Source organism: Pseudokineococcus sp. 1T1Z-3 (assembly GCF_037482365.1).
In the GTDB taxonomy this organism is placed as follows: domain Bacteria; phylum Actinomycetota; class Actinomycetes; order Actinomycetales; family Quadrisphaeraceae; genus Pseudokineococcus.
In genome coordinates this window covers 66,127-85,256 of record NZ_JBBHZF010000024.1, presented here as the reverse complement: position 1 = coordinate 85,256, position 19,130 = coordinate 66,127, and the positions used below count along the sequence as shown (strand labels likewise).

14 protein-coding genes are annotated in these 19,130 nt (G+C 77.9%); 3 read left to right on the top strand and 11 right to left on the bottom strand.

All coding sequences use genetic code 11. The annotated features are described in order from the left end of the window. Nucleotide 1 precedes the first annotated feature (1 nt). Entirely contained in the window at nt 2–1,597 is a 1,596-nt protein-coding gene (locus tag WDV86_RS10385; RefSeq protein WP_339567558.1) for a DUF58 domain-containing protein, read from the top strand. Beyond that, the gene (locus tag WDV86_RS10380) at nt 1,594–4,155 is read left to right on the top strand and encodes a transglutaminase family protein (protein WP_339567557.1); all 2,562 of its coding nucleotides are present in this window, start codon (nt 1,594–1,596) and stop codon (nt 4,153–4,155) included. The genes WDV86_RS10385 and WDV86_RS10380 overlap by 4 nt, the downstream gene beginning before the upstream one ends. Nucleotides 4,156–4,484: 329 nt before the next feature. Here the strand turns inward: WDV86_RS10380 and WDV86_RS10375 are convergent, their stop codons facing one another. The 6 genes from WDV86_RS10375 to WDV86_RS10350 form a co-directional block, all read right to left on the bottom strand. Continuing rightward, entirely contained in the window at nt 4,485–4,913 is a 429-nt protein-coding gene (locus WDV86_RS10375) for a DUF3040 domain-containing protein (RefSeq protein ID WP_339567556.1), read from the bottom strand. 268 nt (nt 4,914–5,181) lie between these two features. Next, nucleotides 5,182–6,453, bottom strand: coding sequence for a DNA polymerase IV (locus tag WDV86_RS10370; RefSeq protein ID WP_339567555.1), 1,272 nt, complete (start codon nt 6,451–6,453; stop codon nt 5,182–5,184). A gap of 160 nt (nt 6,454–6,613) precedes the next feature. Beyond that, nucleotides 6,614–7,474, bottom strand: a complete 861-nt coding sequence (locus tag WDV86_RS10365; RefSeq protein ID WP_339567554.1) for a class I SAM-dependent methyltransferase — start codon at nt 7,472–7,474, stop codon at nt 6,614–6,616. Nucleotides 7,475–7,700: 226 nt separating this feature from the next. Then, complete coding sequence (locus WDV86_RS10360; RefSeq protein ID WP_339567553.1) at nt 7,701–12,515, bottom strand: PHP domain-containing protein; 4,815 nt, start codon at nt 12,513–12,515, stop codon at nt 7,701–7,703. Then, entirely contained in the window at nt 12,512–12,931 is a 420-nt protein-coding gene (locus tag WDV86_RS10355; RefSeq protein ID WP_339567552.1) for an SAV_6107 family HEPN domain-containing protein, read from the bottom strand. Before WDV86_RS10355 ends, WDV86_RS10360 begins: the two co-directional genes overlap by 4 nt. Nucleotides 12,932–13,019: 88 nt before the next feature. Then, nucleotides 13,020–13,460: a DUF6504 family protein gene (locus tag WDV86_RS10350; RefSeq protein ID WP_339567551.1), complete on the bottom strand. Its 441-nt coding sequence runs from the start codon at nt 13,458–13,460 to the stop codon at nt 13,020–13,022. Between the two features lie 202 nt (nt 13,461–13,662). On the opposite strand from WDV86_RS10350, the gene WDV86_RS10345 reads away from it, so the two are divergent. Beyond that, the gene (locus WDV86_RS10345; RefSeq protein ID WP_339567550.1) at nt 13,663–14,403 is read left to right on the top strand and encodes a YbaK/EbsC family protein; all 741 of its coding nucleotides are present in this window, start codon (nt 13,663–13,665) and stop codon (nt 14,401–14,403) included. Nucleotides 14,404–14,477: 74 nt separating this feature from the next. On the opposite strand, the gene WDV86_RS10340 is transcribed toward WDV86_RS10345, so the two are convergent. From WDV86_RS10340 to WDV86_RS10320, 5 genes are all read right to left on the bottom strand, one after another. Continuing rightward, nucleotides 14,478–14,783: a hypothetical protein gene (locus tag WDV86_RS10340; RefSeq protein WP_339567549.1), complete on the bottom strand. Its 306-nt coding sequence runs from the start codon at nt 14,781–14,783 to the stop codon at nt 14,478–14,480. Between the two features lie 130 nt (nt 14,784–14,913). Beyond that, nucleotides 14,914–15,234, bottom strand: coding sequence for a hypothetical protein (locus tag WDV86_RS10335; protein WP_339567548.1), 321 nt, complete (start codon nt 15,232–15,234; stop codon nt 14,914–14,916). A 106-nt stretch (nt 15,235–15,340) separates the two neighbouring features. Further along, nucleotides 15,341–16,660 carry a thymidine phosphorylase gene (locus tag WDV86_RS10330; protein ID WP_339567547.1) on the bottom strand — a complete coding sequence of 440 codons (1,320 nt, stop codon included), beginning with the start codon at nt 16,658–16,660 and terminating at the stop codon, nt 15,341–15,343. A gap of 145 nt (nt 16,661–16,805) precedes the next feature. Next, nucleotides 16,806–18,131 (bottom strand): ABC transporter substrate-binding protein, encoded by a 1,326-nt coding sequence (locus WDV86_RS10325; protein ID WP_339567546.1) that lies wholly within the window; start codon nt 18,129–18,131, stop codon nt 16,806–16,808. Nucleotides 18,132–18,216: 85 nt separating this feature from the next. After that, nucleotides 18,217–19,050, bottom strand: a complete 834-nt coding sequence (locus WDV86_RS10320) for a carbohydrate ABC transporter permease (RefSeq protein ID WP_445263026.1) — start codon at nt 19,048–19,050, stop codon at nt 18,217–18,219. Between the last annotated feature and the right edge of the window lie 80 nt (nt 19,051–19,130).

The window sequence follows — 19,130 nt, the reverse complement described above, 5'->3', positions numbered from 1 at the left end:
GGTGGGCGACGACGGCTCGGCGCCCGGGCGGACGAGCGCGCCCTCGCTCCCCCCGGAGCCCACCGCCGGACGTCACGGCGGGACGGACCGGCGCAGGAGGACCGGGGAGCACGGGGCCGGCCGGCGCGGGCGGCTGCGCCGGGCCTGGGGCCTGGCGTGGCGCTCCGGGCCGGGGGCGCTGACGGCGCGCGGCGGCGTCCTCCTCGTCCTCGGCGCCGTGGTCGTCGCGCTCGGCGTCGGGCTCTCGCACCGGGACGTGCTGCGCCTGGGTGTCCTGCTGCTCGTGCTCCCGCTGCTGGGGTGGCTCGTGGTGCGCCTGCGCCCGCCGTCCCTGCTCGTCGAGCGAACCCTCTCGCCCCCGCACGTCGCGGTCGGCGAGAGCGTCGCCGTCCGGCTGGACCTGCACGGGCGCGGTCGCGGCAGCGGCACGCTGCTGGCCGAGGACGTCCTCCCGCGCCGCCTGCGCGCCTCGCCCCGCTTCGTCGTCCCGCGCCTGGCCGCCGGCGCGTCGGCGTCGGTGCGCTACTCGCTGCGGGCCGAGACCCGCGGCCGCCACCACCTCGGGCCGCTGCGGCTGGTCGCCCGCGACCCCCTCGGGCTGGTCGCCCTGGAGCGGGCGACGACGGCGACCGACCCGCTCCTCGTCGTCCCGGCCACGCACCCGCTGCCGCGGCTGCGGGTGCGGGGGGCAGCCGCAGGGTCGGCGGTGGCCGACCCCGGGGCCGGGGAGGACGACGTCGTCCCGCGCGAGTACCGGCCCGGTGACGACCGTCGGCGGGTGCACTGGCGCACCAGCGCGCGGGCGGGCGAGCTGATGGTGCGCCGCGACGAGCGGCCGCGTCGTGCAGGCGGCTCGGTGCTGCTCGACCTCGACGCCGGCCAGGTGCTCGACGGCGACGACGCCGTGGGGCGGCACGTCTTCGAGCTCGCCGTCACGGCGGCGGCCTCGGGCGCGGAGCGGCTGGCCGCGGACGGCGTCGCCGTCCGCCTGCTCACCGGCGCTCCCCAGGACGTCGTGCGGGCCGGGCGGCGGGGGCGCGCCGACCGGCTGGAGCGCCTCGCGCTGCTGGACCCGCGGGTCCGAGAGGAGGACGGCGCGGGCGCCGACCGCGCGGACCGGTCGCCCGGCTGGCAGGAGGTGCTGCGCCTGCTGGGGCGCAGCCGGGAGGACGTGGTCGTCGCGGTCGTCGGCCCCCGCGCGGGGAGCGCCCTCGCGGCCGCCACGGCCCGCGCCCGGCCGGCCCGCGCCGTGGCGCTCGTGGTCACGCGCGGCGACGAGCGGGGCGAGCCCGCCGACCGCGCCCTGGCCGAGCTGGTGGCGGCGGGCTGGGGCGCCGCCGACCTCGCCCCCGGACGGCCCGAGGCGGGGGCGATGGCCGACGCGTGGGCCCGCGCGGTGGCGGCGACGACCCCGCGACGTCCGGTCGGGGCCGCCGGGCAGCCCTCCACCGGCCGAGCCGACGACCGGGCCGGGTCCAAGGGCGCGGGCCCTGGTCGTCCGGGCCCTGGGCGCAGGGACATTGGACGCACGGACCCTGGGCGCACGGACCCTGGACGTGCGGGCCCGGGTCGCACGGGCGTCGGGACACCCGCGTGAGCGTCCCGACGGAGCGGCCCCCGGCCCCTGCCCGGCGGGGCGGCGCCGGGCCGGGGCGACGCCCCGCCGGGAGCTCCGGGTCGACGTCCGTCCCCGTGGGTGCGCTCGGCGGGCTCGCGGTGCTCGGTGCCGCCGCCCCGCTGCTGCCGCTCGTCGAGGGCTCGCGGTGGTACCTCGACACGGTCGGGGTCGTCGCGCTGGTCGTCCTGGCCGGGGCGCTCGTCGGGCAGGTGACCGGCTCGGTGCTGCTGCGGGTGGGCGCCCAGGTCGTCGTGGTCGTGTGCGCCCTCACCGCGCTGCACCTGCCCGGCGGCGCGGCGCTCGGGGTGGTGCCCGGTCCGGCGTCGGTGTCGGCGGCGCGCCAGCTGCTCGCCGACGGCTGGGCGGTGGTCGAGGAGTCCGTCCCCCCGGTCGCCGACCCGCCGGGCCTGCGGCTGCTCCTCGTCGGCGCGGTGGCCCTGCTCGCCGTGTGCGTCGACGTGCTCGCAGCGGCGCTGCGGCGGCCGGCGCTGGCCGGCCTGCCGCTACTCGCCGTCGTGGTCACGGCCGGCGCCCTGCTGCGGGAGGGGATGCCGGCAGGCCTCTTCGCCGCCGCCGCCCTGCCCTACCTCCTGCTCCTCGCCGCCGACGGGCCGGGGCAGACGACGCGGTGGGGACGTACCGCCACCCGCTGGCGCCGCGAGGCGGGCGGGGCGGCCGGCGGGTCCGCGGGGGCGGCCGTGGCGGTCGTCCTCGTCGGCGCCCTGGCGGCGGCGCTGGTCGTGCCGGCCCTCGGCCCCTGGCGCAGCACCGGCTCGCTCGCGCTGGGAGGGACGGGCGGCGGCGTGGACGACGAGGCCGTCGACGGGCGCGTCAACCCGCTGCTCGACCTGGCCCAGGACCTCGACCAGCGCTCCGACGCCACCGCCCTGACCTACGAGCTGCTGGAGGGCGAGGACGCGGTCGAGCCCCTGCGGCTGGTCTCGGTCGACGCCTTCGACGGCCAGACCTGGCGCCCCCGCGAGGAGGGCGCCGCCGCCGAGCCCCTCGAGGCCGGGGCCGAGCTGCCCGAGCCCCCCGGCCTCGACGTCGACGCGGCGCTCGCGGGCGGCACCGCGGCGCCGCAGCGGGTGTCGGTGAGCGTGGTGGGGCTGCGCCAGGAGTACCTGCCGGCGCCCTACCCGGCCACGTCCGTCGACCTCGCCGGCGACGGCTGGCTCGTGGACCCGGGCACGCTCGACCTGCTCGCGGCGCCCGGGACGACGACGACCAGGGGCCAGTCCTACGAGGTCGACGTGCTGCGGCTGCAGCCGCGGGAGGAGGACCTGGTGGACGGCGGCCCCGTCCCCGGCCCGGTGCGATCGACGTGGACGGCGCTGCCGGAGGACCTGCCGCCGGAGATCGCCGAGATCGCCGCCGAGGTGGCCGGTGAGGGCGAGCCGCTGCAGCAGGCGGCCAGGCTGCAGGCCTTCTTCCGCTCCACCGGCGGCTTCACCTACAGCGAGCAGGCGCCCGGCGGGACGGGGACGGGATCGGTCAGCGCCTTCCTCGAGCGTCGGTCGGGGTACTGCGTCCACTTCGCCTCGGCCATGGCTCTCATGGCCCGCTCCCTCGACCTGCCGGCGCGGGTCTCGGTCGGCTTCCTCCCGGGCACGCGGCAGCCCGACGGGCGCTACGAGGTCAGCTTCAGCGACGCCCACGCCTGGCCCGAGGTCTACGTCGGCGGCACGGGGTGGGTCCGCTTCGAGCCCACCCCGGGCGTGCGGACGGGCGCGGCGCCGGCCTGGACCGACGTGGGCCGCGCGGACGCTGCCGTCGAGGAGGCCGAGGCGGCCGAGGAGGCCGTCCCGGAGCCCGCACCGGAGCCGGAGCCCGCACCGGCCCCCGAGGCGCCGGGAGCGCCGGAGGGCGGCGGCGACGGCGCCGGTGGCCTGCCCCTGCGCGCGGTCCTCCTTCCCCTGGCCCTCGTCGCCGGGCTCGCGGGACTGCTCCTGGCCCCGGCCGGGGCGGCCGCGGCGCTGCGGCGGCGGCGCTGGCGGCGCGCCGAGCAGGAGGCCGCCGCCGGGAACCGGCTCGCGCTCGTCGACCGCGCCGACGACGACCTCCGCCGGGGGCTCGCCGACCTGGGCGCCCCCGCGTCGCCCGGGGCCACGCCACGCTCGGAGGAGACTCGGCTGGCCGCGCTCGTGTCGACTCACCCTCGACCTGAGGTCCAGGGTGAGGGTAGTCCTACCGACGTCGCCCAGGACGGCCTGGAGGCCGCGACCCCAGCGGATCCCGCCCTCGGAGCCCGGCTGGCACGCCTGCGCGCGGCCCAAGAGGCAGCGCGGTACGCACCGGTCGCCCTGCCACCCTCCGCCGCCAGCCCTGACCGCGACCGTGGCCGTGACCGTGGACCTGACGCCGAGACCCGGCGCCCCGGCGGCCGTCGAGCCCCTGCTGCCGGCAGCCGCACCGGCCCCGGAGACGGCGACCTGCGCGCCGACGTCGACGGCGTCCTGGCTGCCGTCGCGGCCTCCGTCAGCCGGCCCCGCCGCTGGCGCGTCCGTTGGGTCCCTCTCGCCCACCTCCGTCGCTGACACCGAGGGCTCGACGACGACGTCGGACCCAGGCGCCGTGAGCGCGACGGGCGCTCGGAGCAGAGCCCGACGTGGCCGCCCGTCGACGACCCGGCCCTCGTCGCGTCCGACTCCGACGGGTACGACGAAGCCCCCGCGAGGTGGCGAGGGCGCGGTGGTCAGCGGGGCTCGGGCAACGGGGTCCAGTCGTCAGGCCTCGGCGTCAGGCCTGTCGCGGGGTTCCGGTCCTGGGAGCCCTGTCGCGGGAGCCCTGTCGCGGGAGCCCTGTCGCAGAAGCCCAGCCGTGCGGGCGGTGCCGTCGTCGTCGACGGGCAGGCGCTCGGCCAGGGTCAGCGACCGCCGCCCTCGTCGCGACGCTTCTGCCACCGCTCCTCCATGCGCTCCATGAAGGAGGACGACCCACGGCTGGTGCCTCGTCCGCCCTTCCCGGACGGGCGGGGCCCCGTCGAGCCGTCTCCGCGGACGACACCGCGCGGGCCCGGGCCGGAGGGACGACGAGGGCTGGAGATCGCCCACGCCGCACCACCGAGCATGAGCGCGAAGGCGAGGACCCCGACGATGACGAGCTGGTAGGCCACGCCGACGACGAGGAGGACGAGCCCCAGCAGGATGCCCGCGCCTCCGAGGAGCAGGCGACCGGCGGACCCGCCGCCGCGGCGGACCGACCCCTTCATCGCCGAGGCGAACTTCGGGTCGTCGTTGAGGAGCTGCTGCTCCATCTGCGAGAGCAGGCGCTGCTCGTGCTCGGACAGCGGCACAGGACCTCCCCGGTCAGGACGACGCAGTCGCGAGGGCGATGCGTCCTCCAGAAGGATAGGTCCCGCCGGGCGCCGGGGAAAGCCGCCCCTAGCACGTCGGCGGCCGATGTCGTCCGACCGAGGAGCGGTGAGTCCCGGGAGGGGGCGCAGCCACCCCGCGGGGTGGTGAGACACCCGCTGGCGCAGGCGGTCTGCGACCTCCGACCCGAGGGCGACCCCCGGTGCCCCGTCCGGGGGCCCGTCCGCGGCGCCGGCGCGGCCGGCCGGTTCAGCGGTCGACGCCGCTGCCGGGGTCTCCCCGGCGTCCGCGCAGGAGGCTGGCCGTCGTGATGCTGCTCGCGCCGAAGCGGGCCGCTGCGCGGTCGGTCGCCCGGTCGGCCTCGCGCCAGCCGTGCTCGCGCTCGTCCAGGCGCAGCTGGCGGTGGGCGTCCGCTGCCGCCGAGAGCCCTTCGACGCGGACGCCGACGAGCCGGATCCGGGCCCGCTCCAGGCGCAGCGCCTCCCACAGCCGGCGGGCGGCCGTGTAGACGTCCTGGCTCACGTCGGTGGCCTCGTCGAGGGTCCGCGAGCGGGTGATGGTGGCGAAGTCAGCGAAGCGGACCTTGAGGGTGACGGTGCGCCCGACCGTCCCGGCCGCCCGCAGGCGGGAGGCGACGAGGCCGGACAGGCGCAGCAGCTCGCGCAGCACGACGCTCTCGTCGTCGACGTCGGAGGAGAAGGTCTCCTCCGCGCCGACGCTCTTCTCCCGCGCGTGCGGGACGACGGGCCGGGGGTCGCGCCCCCACGCGAGCTCGGCGAGGTGCGCGCCCGAGGTAGCCCCGAGGGCCCGCAGGAGCGTGGCCCGCGGGGTGTGGGCGACGTCCCCGACGGTCCGCAGCCCCAGGCGTTCCAGGTGCTCGGCGGTCTTCTCCCCCACCCCCCACAGCGCCGAGACCGGCAGCGGGTGCAGGTAGTCCACGACGCGGTCCACCGGCACCACGAGCAGCCCGTCGGGCTTGCACCGGGACGAGGCGAGCTTGGCGACGAACTTCGTCGGCGCCACCCCGACCGAGCACGTGACCCCTTGCTCGTCCTCGACCCGGCGACGGATCTCCGCCGCGATCTCCCGTGGCCGCCCGACCCGGCGCAGCGCACCGCTGACGTCGAGGAAGGCCTCGTCGAGGCTGAGCGGCTCGACGGCCGGGGTGACCGACCGGAAGACCTCCATGACGCCGGCGGAGACGTCGGCGTAGCGGCGGTGCTCGGGGCGCAGGACGACGGCGTGCGGGGCGAGCCGGCGGGCCCGGCTCATCGGCATCGCCGAGTGCACGCCGAGGGCGCGCGCCTCGTACGTGGCGGACAGGACGACGCCGCGCCCGCCGGCTCCCCCGACGACGACGGGCGTCCCCACCAGCTCGGGGTGGTCCAGCAGCGAGACGGAGGCGTAGAAGGCGTCCATGTCGACGTGCAGGACGGTGCAGCCGCTGTCGTCGGCGTCGGGCCCGACCACGGCGTCGCCGTGAGCGGCACCGCGGGTGCGGTCCAGCTGGGAGCGGCTCACGGGCAGGCCTCCTCGGGTCGGTCCTCCGACGACGGGGCCGACGGGTGGTGGTGGCACCGGCCGCTGGCGGGCTCGTGGGACGCCAGACCGGGCGGTCTGGGGCGGGCGGTCTGGGGCGGGCGGTCTGGGGCGGGCGGTCCGGGGGCGGGCGGTCTGGGGGTCAGACGGGGGCGGCGTGCAGGTGGATCGCGGCGGCGACGCCGAGCAGGGTGGGATCGGTGCTGGCGCTGCGCTCCATCTGCTCGAGCACGTCGGCGGCGGCGGGGTCCGCGGCGCTGCGGGGGGCGACGGCGCGCAGGACGCCGACGCCGTGGGTCCGCAGGACGCTGAAGCCGGCCGCCCCGAGCAGGGCCCGGGCGCCGTCGACGTCGAACCGGCGCAGGAGCGGGTCGTCCGGCCCCCAGCGTCCGGCCGGGTCCACCTGCAGGGCGCGGGCGTGCCGCAGGTGCCCCGAGGCGACGCGGGAGAGCACGGCGGCGCCCCGGCCGGCGACGAGGACGCTGAGGCGCCCGGTCGGTCGCAGCGCCCGGCGGCAGGCGGCGAGGGCGGCGCGCGGGTCGTCCACGACCTCCAGGACGCCGTGGGCGAGCAGGACGTCGACGCTGGCGTCGGGGACGTGGGCGGAGAGGTCCTCGCTGTCGCCCTGGACGCCGGTGAGCCGCTCGCCGACACCCATCTCGTCGGCGCGGCGCGCGAGCGAGGCCAGGGCGTCGGGGCTGGGGTCGACGACGACGACGTCGTGGCCGCGGCTGGCCAGCTCGACCGCGAGGCCGCCGGTGCCCCCGCCCAGGTCCAGGACCCGGACGGGCCGCGCCTCGCCGCCCGCCCTCGCACCGCCAGCCCCAGCCCCGCCCGACCCGAGGCGGGCGGGGCCGGCCGCGGACGCGGCCAGGGCGACGACGCCGTCGAGGAGCACCGAGGGGGTCCCGCCCCCGGCCCGCCGCCCCGACCAGGGGGTGGCCTCGTCGGCGGCGGTCTCGCCGGAGGTGCTCACGGCGTCGGTGGCTGGCTGCGCTGCCACGGTGGCCTCTCCTTCGTCGCTCGTCGCCTCGTGCGCTGGGCGCTCTTCTCGGCGCGCCCGCCAGCGGCGCCCGGCCCCCGCCCGACGTCCTCGTCGCGCTCGCCGAGGAACCGCGTGAGGACCCCGTCGGTCTCCACCCTAGGCGAGGGATCCCTCCCAGGCCGCCCTCGCCGGGAGGTGCCGGTGGTCGACGCCGGGCGCCGGCAGCCGTCGGCCAGCAGCCCGCTCATCGTCCCGAGCTGCCGGAGCTGGAGTGCCACAGCTTGCGCGGAGCCCCCTCGGAACCCCGAGGGACAGGGGTGCCCTGGCTGTCGTGGGGAGCCTGGGTGTCGTGGGAGGGGCTCGGCCGCCCCTGCCGACCGGCCGGGCCGACGCCGCCCTGGTCGGCCGTGGGAGCCGACCGCCGGGTATCCCCGACCGCTGCGGTCTGGCCGTCGCGAGCCATGCCACGGGTGTCGCGGACGTCCCCGCCGGGCCCCCGGACGTCGCTGTACGGCGACTGCCGGAACCCGCTGGCGTGCACGAGCACCCGACGGGTGCGCCCCGGGCTCCCGGCCCCTGGCTGACCTCCGGCGCCCTGCCGCTCCCGTCCCCGGGCCCTCTCCTGCACGCTCTCCTGGACCCTCCCCCTCTGGGCCGTCCCCTCCTGGGCCGTCCCCTTCTGGGCCGTCTCCCGGTCGAGCTCCCGGGCCTCCTCCGCCTCCGCCCGCGCGGCCGCGGCGGCCGCCGACCGGGCCGCCACCGCCGTCGCCCGGCGGTGGGCGGCGGCGGCGCGGCGCTCGGCCTCCGCCCCGGCGGCCCGGCTGGCCCCGTCGTCGCGGACCGCCCCGTCGTCGCGTCCCACGGCCACGGTCCGGCCGGTGCGCTGCTCGACCGCCGCCCACCGGGTCGCCGCCGGCGCGAGGTCCGCGCTGCGCACCGGCACGGGTCGCAGCGCCCGCGCCCCGGCCGCCCCGGCCACCGCCGCCTCCCGGCCGGCCCAGCCCTCACCCGCCGCCTCGGCCGCACCGTCGACGTCGGCCGGGCCGCTCGTCCCGAGGGCCTGCCGCAGCGCCACGGCCCCGGCGGCGGCGCCCCCGGCGGCGCACGCCCGCGACCACACCTCCTGCAGCAGGGGAAGGTCCCATGCGCCCGTGGCGCGCAGGGAGACCCCTCGCGGCCCCGTGCGCCGCAGCTCCCCGCGGACCACGAGCAGCCACGAGCCGAACACCGTGGCGGCGTAGGGCCCCTGGACGTCCTCGAAGAAGGTCGCGTCGACCGGGCCCGTCGAGTCGTCGAGGGTGAGGAAGACCACCCGCCGCCCCGAGCGGACCGGCGGGGTCTGGGTGGCGACCTTGACGCCGGCGACGAGCAGCTCGCTGCGGGTGCGACGCGACGCCAGCTGCGGAGAGCTCGTCGTCCCCAGCGCCCGCAGCAGCGGGGCGTAGAAGTCCAGGACGTGGGCGCTGGCGTCCAGGCCCAGCACCTCCAGCTCGGCCCGCACCCGCTCCGCGCCCGTCATCTCCGGCAGCCCGGACGGTGGTGCGTCGCCGGGGCCGCCGACGTCCAGGGCCAGCTGCACCGCGAGCTCGCCGACCCCGGGAACCGGCGCGGCCGCCCGCGACTGGCGCGCCGCCGCCGCCGCGACGTCGACCTCGCCCCTCGGCCCGGGCACGCCCGCGGGTCCGGCGGCACGACGTCGGCGCGGGCCGCGCGCCGCGCGCTCCAGGCCGCGGGTCCACCGGTCCAGGTCTCCCAGCTGCAGCAGCAGGTCGCGGCGGGTCAGCGCGCCGCGACGGCGCACCGGGCCGGCAGAGCCGGCTCCCCCGCCAGCACCCGCCCCCGGCCTCCGAGACCCGTGGACCCCGAGCCCGTAGAGGGAGTCCAGCGCCCCCGCCAGCACGAGCCGCTCGGCCACGGGCCGGCTCGGGCGGGCCCGCTGCCACAGGTCGGCCAGCGAGGCGTACGGCCGGCCGGCGACCACGCGCGCCACCTCGGCCTCGCTGATGCCCGTGACGTCGGTGAGCGCCAGCCGGATGCCGTAGCCGCGCCCGTCCGGCACGGCGGCGTCGACCCGCAGCGCGGCGCCGCGCCACGGCGGCTCGCCGTCCCGGCCGGGCACCGGCCCGCCATCCTGGGCCGAGAGCTCCCCCGGGGCGGCCGACGACGGCGGGGGCACGGGCGGGCACAGGTGCGTCTGGGCGCCACCGGGCACGGTCGGCCGCGGCGGGCCGCCCTCGGCCTCGGGCAGCACCTCGACCCGCTCGACCCGGTAGGTCGCGTCGGAGGCGTTGACGTCGAGCCCGAGGACGGCGATGCCGAGGTTGCGGGCCTCGTCGAGCAGCAGCCGCTTGGGGTACATGCCCGGGTCGTGGGTGAGGACGCCGGCGAGGAAGGCCGCCGGGTGGTGGGTCTTCAGCCAGGCCGACTGGTAGGTCGGCAGGGCGAAGGCGGCGGCGTGGGCCTTGCAGAACCCGAACGAGGCGAACGCGGCGAGCACCTCCCACACCCGCTGGGCCTGCGCGCCGTCGAGGCCGCGGGCGGCGGCCAGGGGGAACCACTGCTCGCGCACCTGGTCCTGGCCCGCGCGGGTGCCGAGGCGGCGGCGGACCTCGTCGGCCTCCCCCAGCTCGACGCCCGTCGTCGCGGCCACGAGCCGGATCACCTGCTCGTGGAAGACGACGACGCCGCACGTCTCCGCCAGCGCCGGGTCGACGAGCGGGTGGACCCGCTGCGGGGGGTCCCAGCCCTGCCGGGCCCGCAGGAACGGCGTGATCATGTCCGACTTCACGGGTCCGGGCCGGAACAGGGAGATGTCGGTGACGAGGTCGCCGAAGTCCTGCGGCGCGAACCGGCCCACGAGCTCGCGCTGGCCGGGGGACTCGATCTGGAAGCACCCGAGCGTGCGGGTCGAGCGCACGAGCCGGTAGGTGGGCTCGTCGTCCAGCGGCACCGCGTCGAGGTCGATGCGCCCGGTCGCGGGGTCGAGGTAGGGCGCGTCGGTGGCGTGCCCACCCGCAGCGGCGGCGCCGGCGCCGTCGACGCGCTCGACCTCCTCCAGGGCGTAGGCCATGGCCGACTGCATCCGGATGCCGAGGACGTCGAGCTTGAGCAGCCCGAGCACCTCGACGTCGTCCTTGTCGAGCTGGCTCATGGGGAACCCGGCCCAGCTGGCCTCGACGGGCGTGCGGTCGCCCAGCCCGGCGTCGGACAGCAGCACGCCGCAGGGGTGCAGGGCCACGTGCCGGGGCAGCGCGTCGAGGTCCTCGACGAGGTCGAGCAGCAGGGCCAGCCGGTCCGAGCCCAGGCCGGAGGCGCGCAGCTCGGGCAGCTCGGCGATGGCCGCGCGGGCGTCGCGGGCGCGCACGTGCGGGAAGGCGGTGGCCAGGGCGCCCACCTCGGCCGGCGGCATGCCGAGGGCCGCGCCGACGTCGCGCACGGCGTGCCGCACCCGGTAGGTGTCCATCATCGAGACGGCGCTGACCCGCTCGCCGCCGAAGCGCTCCACGACGCGCGCGTACACCTCCTCGCGCCGCGCGGACTCCACGTCGACGTCGATGTCGGGCAGCTGGGCGCGCTCGACGGTGCAGAAGCGCTCCATGAGCAGCCCGTGGGACAGCGGCTCGACCCCCGAGATGCCGAGCAGGTGGTTGACGAGGCTGCCGGCGCCCGAGCCGCGCGCGGCCACGCGGACCCCGAGCGCGCGGATCTCGTCGCAGACCTCCGCCACCGTGAGGAAGTAGGAGGGGTACCCGAGCCGGCGGACGACGGAGAGCTCGTCCTCCAGCCGCTCCTCGACCCGGCGCCGCAGCGCCGCCGAGGCGCCGGGGTAGCGGTCGCCCACCGCGGCCTCGCAGCGCCGGCGCAGCGTGCCGTCGAGGTCGCCGTCGGCCACGCCGAGGACCGAGGCCTCGGGCAGGTGCACCCGGCCGATGCCGAGGTCGCCCGCCGGGTCCAGGCGGCAGCGGGCGGCGAGCGCCTCGGTGTCGCGCAGCAGCCCGGAGCCGGTGCCGCCCAGTCCTGTCACCGGGCCTCCCGTCGAGCTCCCCTCGGCGCCGGCGGCAGCCTCGACCTCGGCGGCGACGGCGTGCATCGCCGCGGTGCCGGCGAGGTGCCCGCGGGCGCTCGTGCGGTCGAGGTGGCGCAGGTCCAGCGGGACGAGGCGACGGGTGGCGTCGAGGACGTCGGCCGTGCGGGCGCCCTCGGGGCGGGCGTACCGGACAGCGGCCGTGAGCACCGCGGGCAGCCCGGCAGCCCGGGCGAGCGCGAGCATCCGTCCGGCGTGGGCGGCGCTGGCGGGGCTGCCGGGCGGGCCGGCGTGGCAGACGACCTCGACGGCCAGCGAGCCCAGCGGCAGGGCGTCGTACCAGCGGGCGAGGACGGCGCGGGCCAGGTCGTCGCGGCGGGCCAGGACGGCGCGGCCCAGCTCGGAGCCCGGCCCGAGCAGCACGGTGAGCGCCGGGGCGCCCGTGCGCGCGCCGACGGCGTGCCCGGCGACGAGGTCGGTCGTCGTCACGGGCACCCCGCGCTCGCCGCGCAGGTGGGTCGCGGAGACCAGGCGGCACAGCGCGGCCCATCCCTCGCCGGGAGCCAGCACGTCACCGCCCACGTCCCCGTGGACGCTCCCGGCCGCGCCCCGCCGGGCCCGCTCGCGCCGGGAGGGGCGGCGGCCGTCGGCGTCGGTGCCCCCCGCGTGGGCGAGGACGGTGACGCGGGGCAGCCGCGGGTCCACGACCGCCCCGCCGCGGGCCGGGCCGCCCGCCGCCGCCCGCTCGCGCACGGCCCGGGCGGGGTCGGCCCACCCGGGCAGGCCGGCTGCGAGCCCGGACGGCTCGACGGCGAGGTCGACGCCGAGCACGGGCGCGATCCCCGCCTCCGAGCACGCCGTCACGTGCTTGACCGCCCCGTAGAGACCGTCGCGGTCGGTGAGCGCCAGGGTGTCGAGGTCGAGCTCGGCCGCCCGCGCCACGAGCGCCGCGGGGCTCGAGGCGCCGTGGCGCAAGGAGTAGCCCGACGCCACGTGCAGGTGCGGGAAGGCCACTCCTCCGGACGGGGTGCTCACCGGCGTCCGGCGAGCACGGCAGGAGCGGCCGGCTCGGGTCGGGGCAGCCCGAGCAGCGCCGCGACGACGCCGGTGAAGGTCTCGGCGTCGCGCAGGAGGTCGTCGGCGTCGCGGGCCGTGACGACGCCGGCCCGCCCGGCCTCGACGGCGGCGCGGCGCGGGGCGCTGGCGGCGAAGAGGGACGCCCACTCGGCGAGCTCGGGTGCCACCCGGGGCACGACGTCCCAGACGCCGAGGGCCGCACCACGCCGCGGCCGCCCCCGCACGGCCAGGACGGCGGCGGCGCTGCGCAGCGCCGAGAGGTGGGCGGCGACGTACCGCTGCCCGACGGACGGTGCCGTGCGCGCGGCGTCGAGGCCCTGGCGGGCGCGGACCAGCAGGTCGACCGCCGCAGCCGCGGGCGCGCCGGCGAGCACGGGCCCCGCCCCGCTCGACCCTGCCCCGCTCGACCCTGCCTCTCTCCTGGAGCGTCCTGCTCTGCTCGTCGACCGGGTCGTCGCCACCTCAGTCGTCGACACGGCGCAGGCTCCAGCCGCCGGGCCGGGCCGGGTCCTCCCGGCACAGCTCGTAGACGCCGCTGGCGGCGGACCGGCCGGTGCTGGCCTCCACCCGCCAGACCACACGGTCCAGCGACGGCGACCGCTGCGGCCCGCGCCCGGACTGGCCGCCGTCGGACGTCTCCGCCGCCCCGGCTGCCGCCGCCCCGACGGCGGCGAGCGCCCGGGACGGGTCCGCAGGAGAGGGGTCGGCAGGAGAGGGGTCTGGGGCGCGCTGGGGGTCCTGCTCCCACCACGCCCGGCGCTCGAACCAGCGCCCCAGGACGGCGCGGACGACGTGCAGCCGCCCGTGCCAGAGGAAGGCGTCGGGCTGCTCCTCACCGGCGTGGGCGGGCGCCTGCGCCGCGGCGGTCCGGACGGCCACCGCGTCGTCGTAGGTGCGTGCCACTCTGTGCCTCCTCCACCCCGCACGTGGCGGACCTCCCGTGGGTCGAACACCAGTTCGACCGCAGGCCCAGTGAAGCCTTCACGACGACGCCCGTCAAGAGGAGACCGCGCCCGGCCTACCGGCACCTCGGCCCGGCGGCGCCTCGGCGCGCCGTGCCCGAGATCCGCGGGCCGCCGGTCGGCGGCGGACCTAACCTCCGGGCATGGTCACGGCCGCCGGCGGGCTCCCGGGGACGCCCAGTCACGTCGAGGGTCATGTCGAGGGTCATGCCGAGGGCCTCGCCGATGGCCTCGCCGAGGGTCTCGACGACGAGGTCGTCGCCGGCGCGCAGGCCGACCCCGTCGTCACCCGCGTGCGCCAGGCCCTCGCCGACGTAGGCGCCGAGGCGGACGTCGTCGTCCTCGACCACGCCCCCCGCTCGCTCGAGGACCTGGCCGCCGAGGTCGGCGCCCCCGCCGGCGCGCTGGTGCGCTGCACGCTCCTGCTCGTGGCGGAGGACCCCTGCGCCGAGGTCCACCACGGCGAGCATCCCGCCCTGCCCCTCGCCCCCACCCCCCAGCCAGAGGCCGAGGGCGACCTCCGGGACGACGCCGGAGCCGGGCCGACGACCCGGCCGGTGCGCGCCGTCATGGTGCTGGCCCCCGCCGAGAGCCCGGTCCGGGCCGCCGACGTGGCCGAGGCGGCCGCCGGGCTCGGCGCGGTCGTCGTCCGCCCGGCACCTGGCGACGTCGTCCGCGACCTCACCGGCACCGACCCGGACGAGACGCCTCCCGTGGGCACCGCCGCCGACGGACGCCTCGTCGTCGAGGCCGTCCTCGTCGACACCACGCTCGGCGCCCACGAGCGGCTGTGGACCCCGGCCGGACGGGCGGGCACGGTGCTGACGCTGGGCCACGACGAGCTGCTCCGGATCACCCTGGGGCACCCGGTCGAGCGGGCCTGAGCCCGCGGCGGGTCCCACCGCCAGCCACGAGGACGGCCACCGGCGCGACGGTCGACGAGGCGGCGGCCGAGAGGTCAGCCCCGAGGTCGGCCCGGTGGCGTCTGCGGCCCGCTTCCCTGCCGCGGGAGGTCCGCTGCCCTCGTCCGGGCACCCGGCCACCGGAGCAGGGCGCCGACTCCCAGGGCTACGAGCGCGGCCACCCCGACGCCGAGCACGAGGAGCCCGACGTCGAGCCCGACGACCAGCACCGGGGCGACTCCGGGCTCGAGACCCCGGTCCTCCTGAAGCCGGTAATGGACGCCGGAGGCGACGAGGAAGCCCGCGGACGTCAGCAGGCCGAGGCCCGTCACCACCAGCGCACCCAGCACGGCTCTTCGCACGCCGGCACGGTGCCAGACCAACCGGCTGCTCGGCGAGCCGTCCCGCTCACCTGTCGCGAGTCCGACGGCTCACGTCTGACGCGAGTCCCCGGCGGCGGCCGACGGCCGGCCGGGCTCAGCCTGCCGCCCGTCAGTACCCGTCGCCGTGCTGGCCGGGGTGCTCGGGGCCCGTGTCGCCACTGACGGCCTCGTCGGTGCCGGGGGCGTCCTCGCCGGCGAGGACGCCGCCGAGCGGGTTGCCGCCGGAGGTGCCGGTGTCGTCGGGCAGGTGGGTGCTCTCGTCCTGGTCCTCCGGGGGCGAGCCGCCGGCAGAGGCGCGCGAGACGTAGTTCGTCTGCTCGCCCTGCACCGTCTCGACCTCGGTGCCGGTGAAGACGTCGACGTCGCGGGGCTCCTCGGTCGGGTCCTCCTCGGTGCCGTCGGTACCGGTACCGGGTGCCTGCTCGCTCAACGCATCTCCTCGTGGACTGGGCGGGCACGCGCCCGCCGCCCCACCTTGGGCGCTCCGCCCCCTGGGCGCGACCGGACGGCGGGCACTGGCGGCCCCGGCCACCAGCTCAGTCGCCGACACGCTCCAGCACGAGGTCGGGGACGTCGACGACCGAGCCCGCCGAGACGACGTCGACGGCGCCCTCCAGCGCCTCGCGGGCGCGGGCGAAGCGCCCGGGCGTGTCGGTGTGCAGGGTCATGAGCGGCTGCCCCGCCCGGACCTCCTCGCCCGGCTTGGCGTGCAGCTCCACGCCGGCGCCGGCCTGCACCGGGTCCTCGCGCCGGGCCCGGCCGGCGCCCAGGCGCCACGCGGCCACCCCGACGGCGAGCGCGTCCAGGCGCGCCAGCACCCCGTCGGCCGGTGAGAGCACGACGTCGCTCTCCCGCGCCGTCGGCAGGCTCGCCGAGGGGTCCCCGCCCTGCGCGGCGACCATCGCCCGCCAGGCGTCCATCGCCCGCCCGTCGGCCAGCGCCGCGGCCGGGTCTACGCCGTGCACCCCAGCGGCGGAGAGCATCTCGCGGGCCAGCGCGAGCGTGAGCTCGACGACGTCGGCCGGCCCGCCGCCGGCGAGCACCTCCACCGACTCGGCCACCTCGAGGGCGTTGCCGGCGGTGAGCCCCAGCGGCGTCGCCATGTCGGTCAGCAGCGCGACGGTCCGCACCCCGGCGTCCGTGCCGAGCGCGACCATCGTCTGCGCCAGCTCCCGCGCCGAGGCGCGGTCCTTCATGAAGGCGCCCGAGCCGACCTTGACGTCCAGGACGAGCGCGTCGGTGCCCTCGGCGATCTTCTTGCTCATGATCGAGCTGGCGATGAGCGGCACCGACTCCACCGTGCCGGTGACGTCGCGCAGCGCGTACAGGCGCTTGTCCGCGGGCGCGAGGTCGGCGCCCGCGGCGCAGACGACGGCGCCGACGTCCTCCAGCTGGCGGCGCACCTCGGCGGTGGACAGGCTCGCCCGCCACCCGGGGATGGCCTCCATCTTGTCGAGCGTCCCGCCGGTGTGCCCGAGGCCACGGCCGGACAGCTGCGGCACGGCGACGCCGCACGCCGCGACGAGCGGCGCCAGCGGCAGGGTGATCTTGTCGCCGACCCCGCCCGTGGAGTGCTTGTCGGCGGTCGGGCGCGAGAGCCCGGCGGAGAGGTCCAGCCGCTCCCCCGAGGCGATCATCGCCGCCGTCCAGCGCGCCGTCTCGGCCCGGCTCATGCCGTTGAGCAGCACCGCCATCGCGAGCGCCGACATCTGCTCCTCGGCGACGACGCCGCGCGTGTAGGCGTCGACGACCCAGTCCACCTGCTCCCCGGTGAGCTCGCCCCGGTCCCGCTTGGCCCGGATGACGTCGACGGCGTCGAAGGGCTCCACGGTCTCGGCCTCGCTCTGCTGGCTCACCCGCCGGACCCTACGGGCGCCCCGCGGCAGCGGCGCGTCCCTGCGTGAGCGCTGACGGGCGCGGGCGCACGCACGCCGCTCCCGGACCGGACGAGGCCCGCCGCCCGACCCGACGGGGTCGGGCGGCGGGTCCGGCGTGAGCGGGTCACTCCAGCTCAGAGGCCAGGTCTCGCTCGTAGAGCTCCTCCAGGGAGGCCTGCACGGACTCCATCTCCGTCGCGACGTCCACGTCGCTGGTGAGGATCCGCTGCAGGGCCTGCGAGAGCTCCAGGTCGCCCCCGGGGAGGAACACCCGGGCGTTGTCCTGCGAGCGCGCCCGCTCCAGCTGGTCCACGGCGACCTCGAACTGCGGGGTCTCGGCGTAGACGGCCGACATGTCGGCGTCCTGCTGGACCGGCATGTAGCCGGTGGCCGCGGAGAACGTCGCCGTGTTCTCCGCGTCCGTCATGAAGCCGACGAACATCGCCGCCGCCATCTGCTCCTCGGGCTCGGACGCCGCCGAGACCATCAGGCCCGCACCGCCGGTGGGGGTCTGGCCCTCGGCCTGCGGACCACCCGGCAGGAAGGCCACGCCCACCTCGAAGCCGGCGGTGTCGAGGATGCCGCCGAGCGACCCGGTGGACTGCACGATCTGGCTGGTGGCGCCGGCGCTGAAGTCGTCGGCCGGGTCACCGGAGGAGACAGAGGCCCAGCTGTCGGTGGCGTCCTGGGCGAACTGGAGCGCCTCGACGGTCTCCGCAGAGGCCACCGGGGCGAGGTCCCACTCGTCGGACCAGGCTCCGCCGTAGCCCCAGACCAGGTTCTGCATCCACCAGGCGGGGTACTCGTCCTGGGGCGGGAAGGAGAACGCGGAGCCCGCGGTCCCGGCCTCCACGAGCCGCTCGGAGACCTCGGCGACCTCCTCCCAGGTCTCGGGAGGCGCCTCGATGCCGGCCTGCTCGTAGTGCTCGACGTTGTAGTAGAAGAGCGGGGTGGAGCGCGCGTAGGGCACGCCGTAGTGGGCACCCTCGTAGAGGTAGTCCTCGTAGAGCGCCTCGACGTAGCCGTCGGTGCTGACCTCGGCGGCCTCCAGCACCTCGTCGACTGGCAGGAGCGAGCCGGCGAGGTAGTTGGGGAACCAGGTGGCGTCCGAGAGGACGACGACGTCGGGGGTCGCGCCGGTCCCCTGGGAGGTCTGGAAGGCCTGCGAGGTCTCCTCGTAGTTGGCGCCGGAGTTCTCCAGCCGCACGGAGATGCCGGTCTCCTCCGCGAAGGCCGCGATCAGCGCCTCCTCCTGCTCCACGGACCCGCCGGGATGGTTGGACCAGAAGACGATCTCCTCGGCCGGCTCGACCTGGGCCCAGTCGACCGCCTCGCCGGCGACCTGGTCGCCCCCCGAGGTGTCGGGACCGCCGCAGGCGCTCAGCGCCAGGACCGCGGTGCCGAGGGCGGCCATGCCCGTCGTCGTCCGGCGGCTTGTGGGGTTTCTCATGCTGCTCCTCGATGGTCGGTCGGTGGTGAGGGCTGGTGACAGGTCGGCGTCCAGGGCGCGAGGCGCCCGGGCACCACGACCCGGATCACTTGACGGACCCCTGCGTCAGGCCGGCGACGATGTACTTCTGCAGCGCGGCGAAGATGACGAGCATGGGCACGATGACGATGACCGCGCCGGCCATGAGGACCCCGTAGCTGCCGGCCTGGGTCTCCACCGACTGCAGCAGGTTCAGGCCCACGGGGAGCGTCATCTTCTCGGCGCTGCCGGTGATGACGAGCGGCCACAGGAAGCTGTTCCACTCGTTGACCACGGTGACCAGGCCGACGGTGGCGATCGCCGGGACGGAGACCGGTGCCGCGATCTGGAAGAGCTTGCGCACGTGCCCGGCCCCGTCGAGCTCGGCGGCCTCGAAGATCTCCTTGGGCAGGGCCTTGAAGTGCTGGCGCAGCAGGAAGGTGCCGAAGGCGGTGCCCAGGCCCGGCAGGATGATCCCCCAGAGGGTGTCGCGTCCGCCGAGGCCGGTGATGGTCAGGTAGTTCGGCAGCATCGACACCTCGGGCGGCACCATCAGGGCGACGAGGATCCCCAGGAAGATCAGGTTCCGGCCGGGCACCGGGATGAACACCAGGGCGTAGGCGGTGGTCACCGCCAGGAGCACCTTGATGGCCGAGCCGACCGCCGTCACGTAGACGCTGTTGCCGAGCATGGTCAGCAGCGGGACCCGGTCGACGACGTCGCCGTAGTTGCTCGCCGTGGGGTCCTGCGGCAGCAGGGTGGGGTTGAAAAAANTCGCCGTGGGGTCCTGCGGCAGCAGGGTGGGGTTGATGGTGAGGATCTCGGTGGGCGGCTTGAAGCTCGAGGAGACCATCCACGCCAGCGGCAGGACGACCACCACCAGCGCGACGAGGATCGGCAGGTACCCGGTGAGGACGGTGTCGGCGAGGTTCCTGGCGCTGAAGGCGTCTCGCCAGCCGCCCGTGCGCCTGCGCCTCGGCC

Excerpts from the sequence above, each read along its gene's own strand:
- WDV86_RS10345 (WP_339567550.1), top strand. The coding sequence starts at position 13,663 with ATGGTCACGGCCGCCGGCGGGCTCCCGGGGACGCCCAGTCACGTCGAG.
- WDV86_RS10325 (WP_339567546.1), bottom strand. The coding sequence starts at position 18,131 with ATGAGAAACCCCACAAGCCGCCGGACGACGACGGGCATGGCCGCCCTC.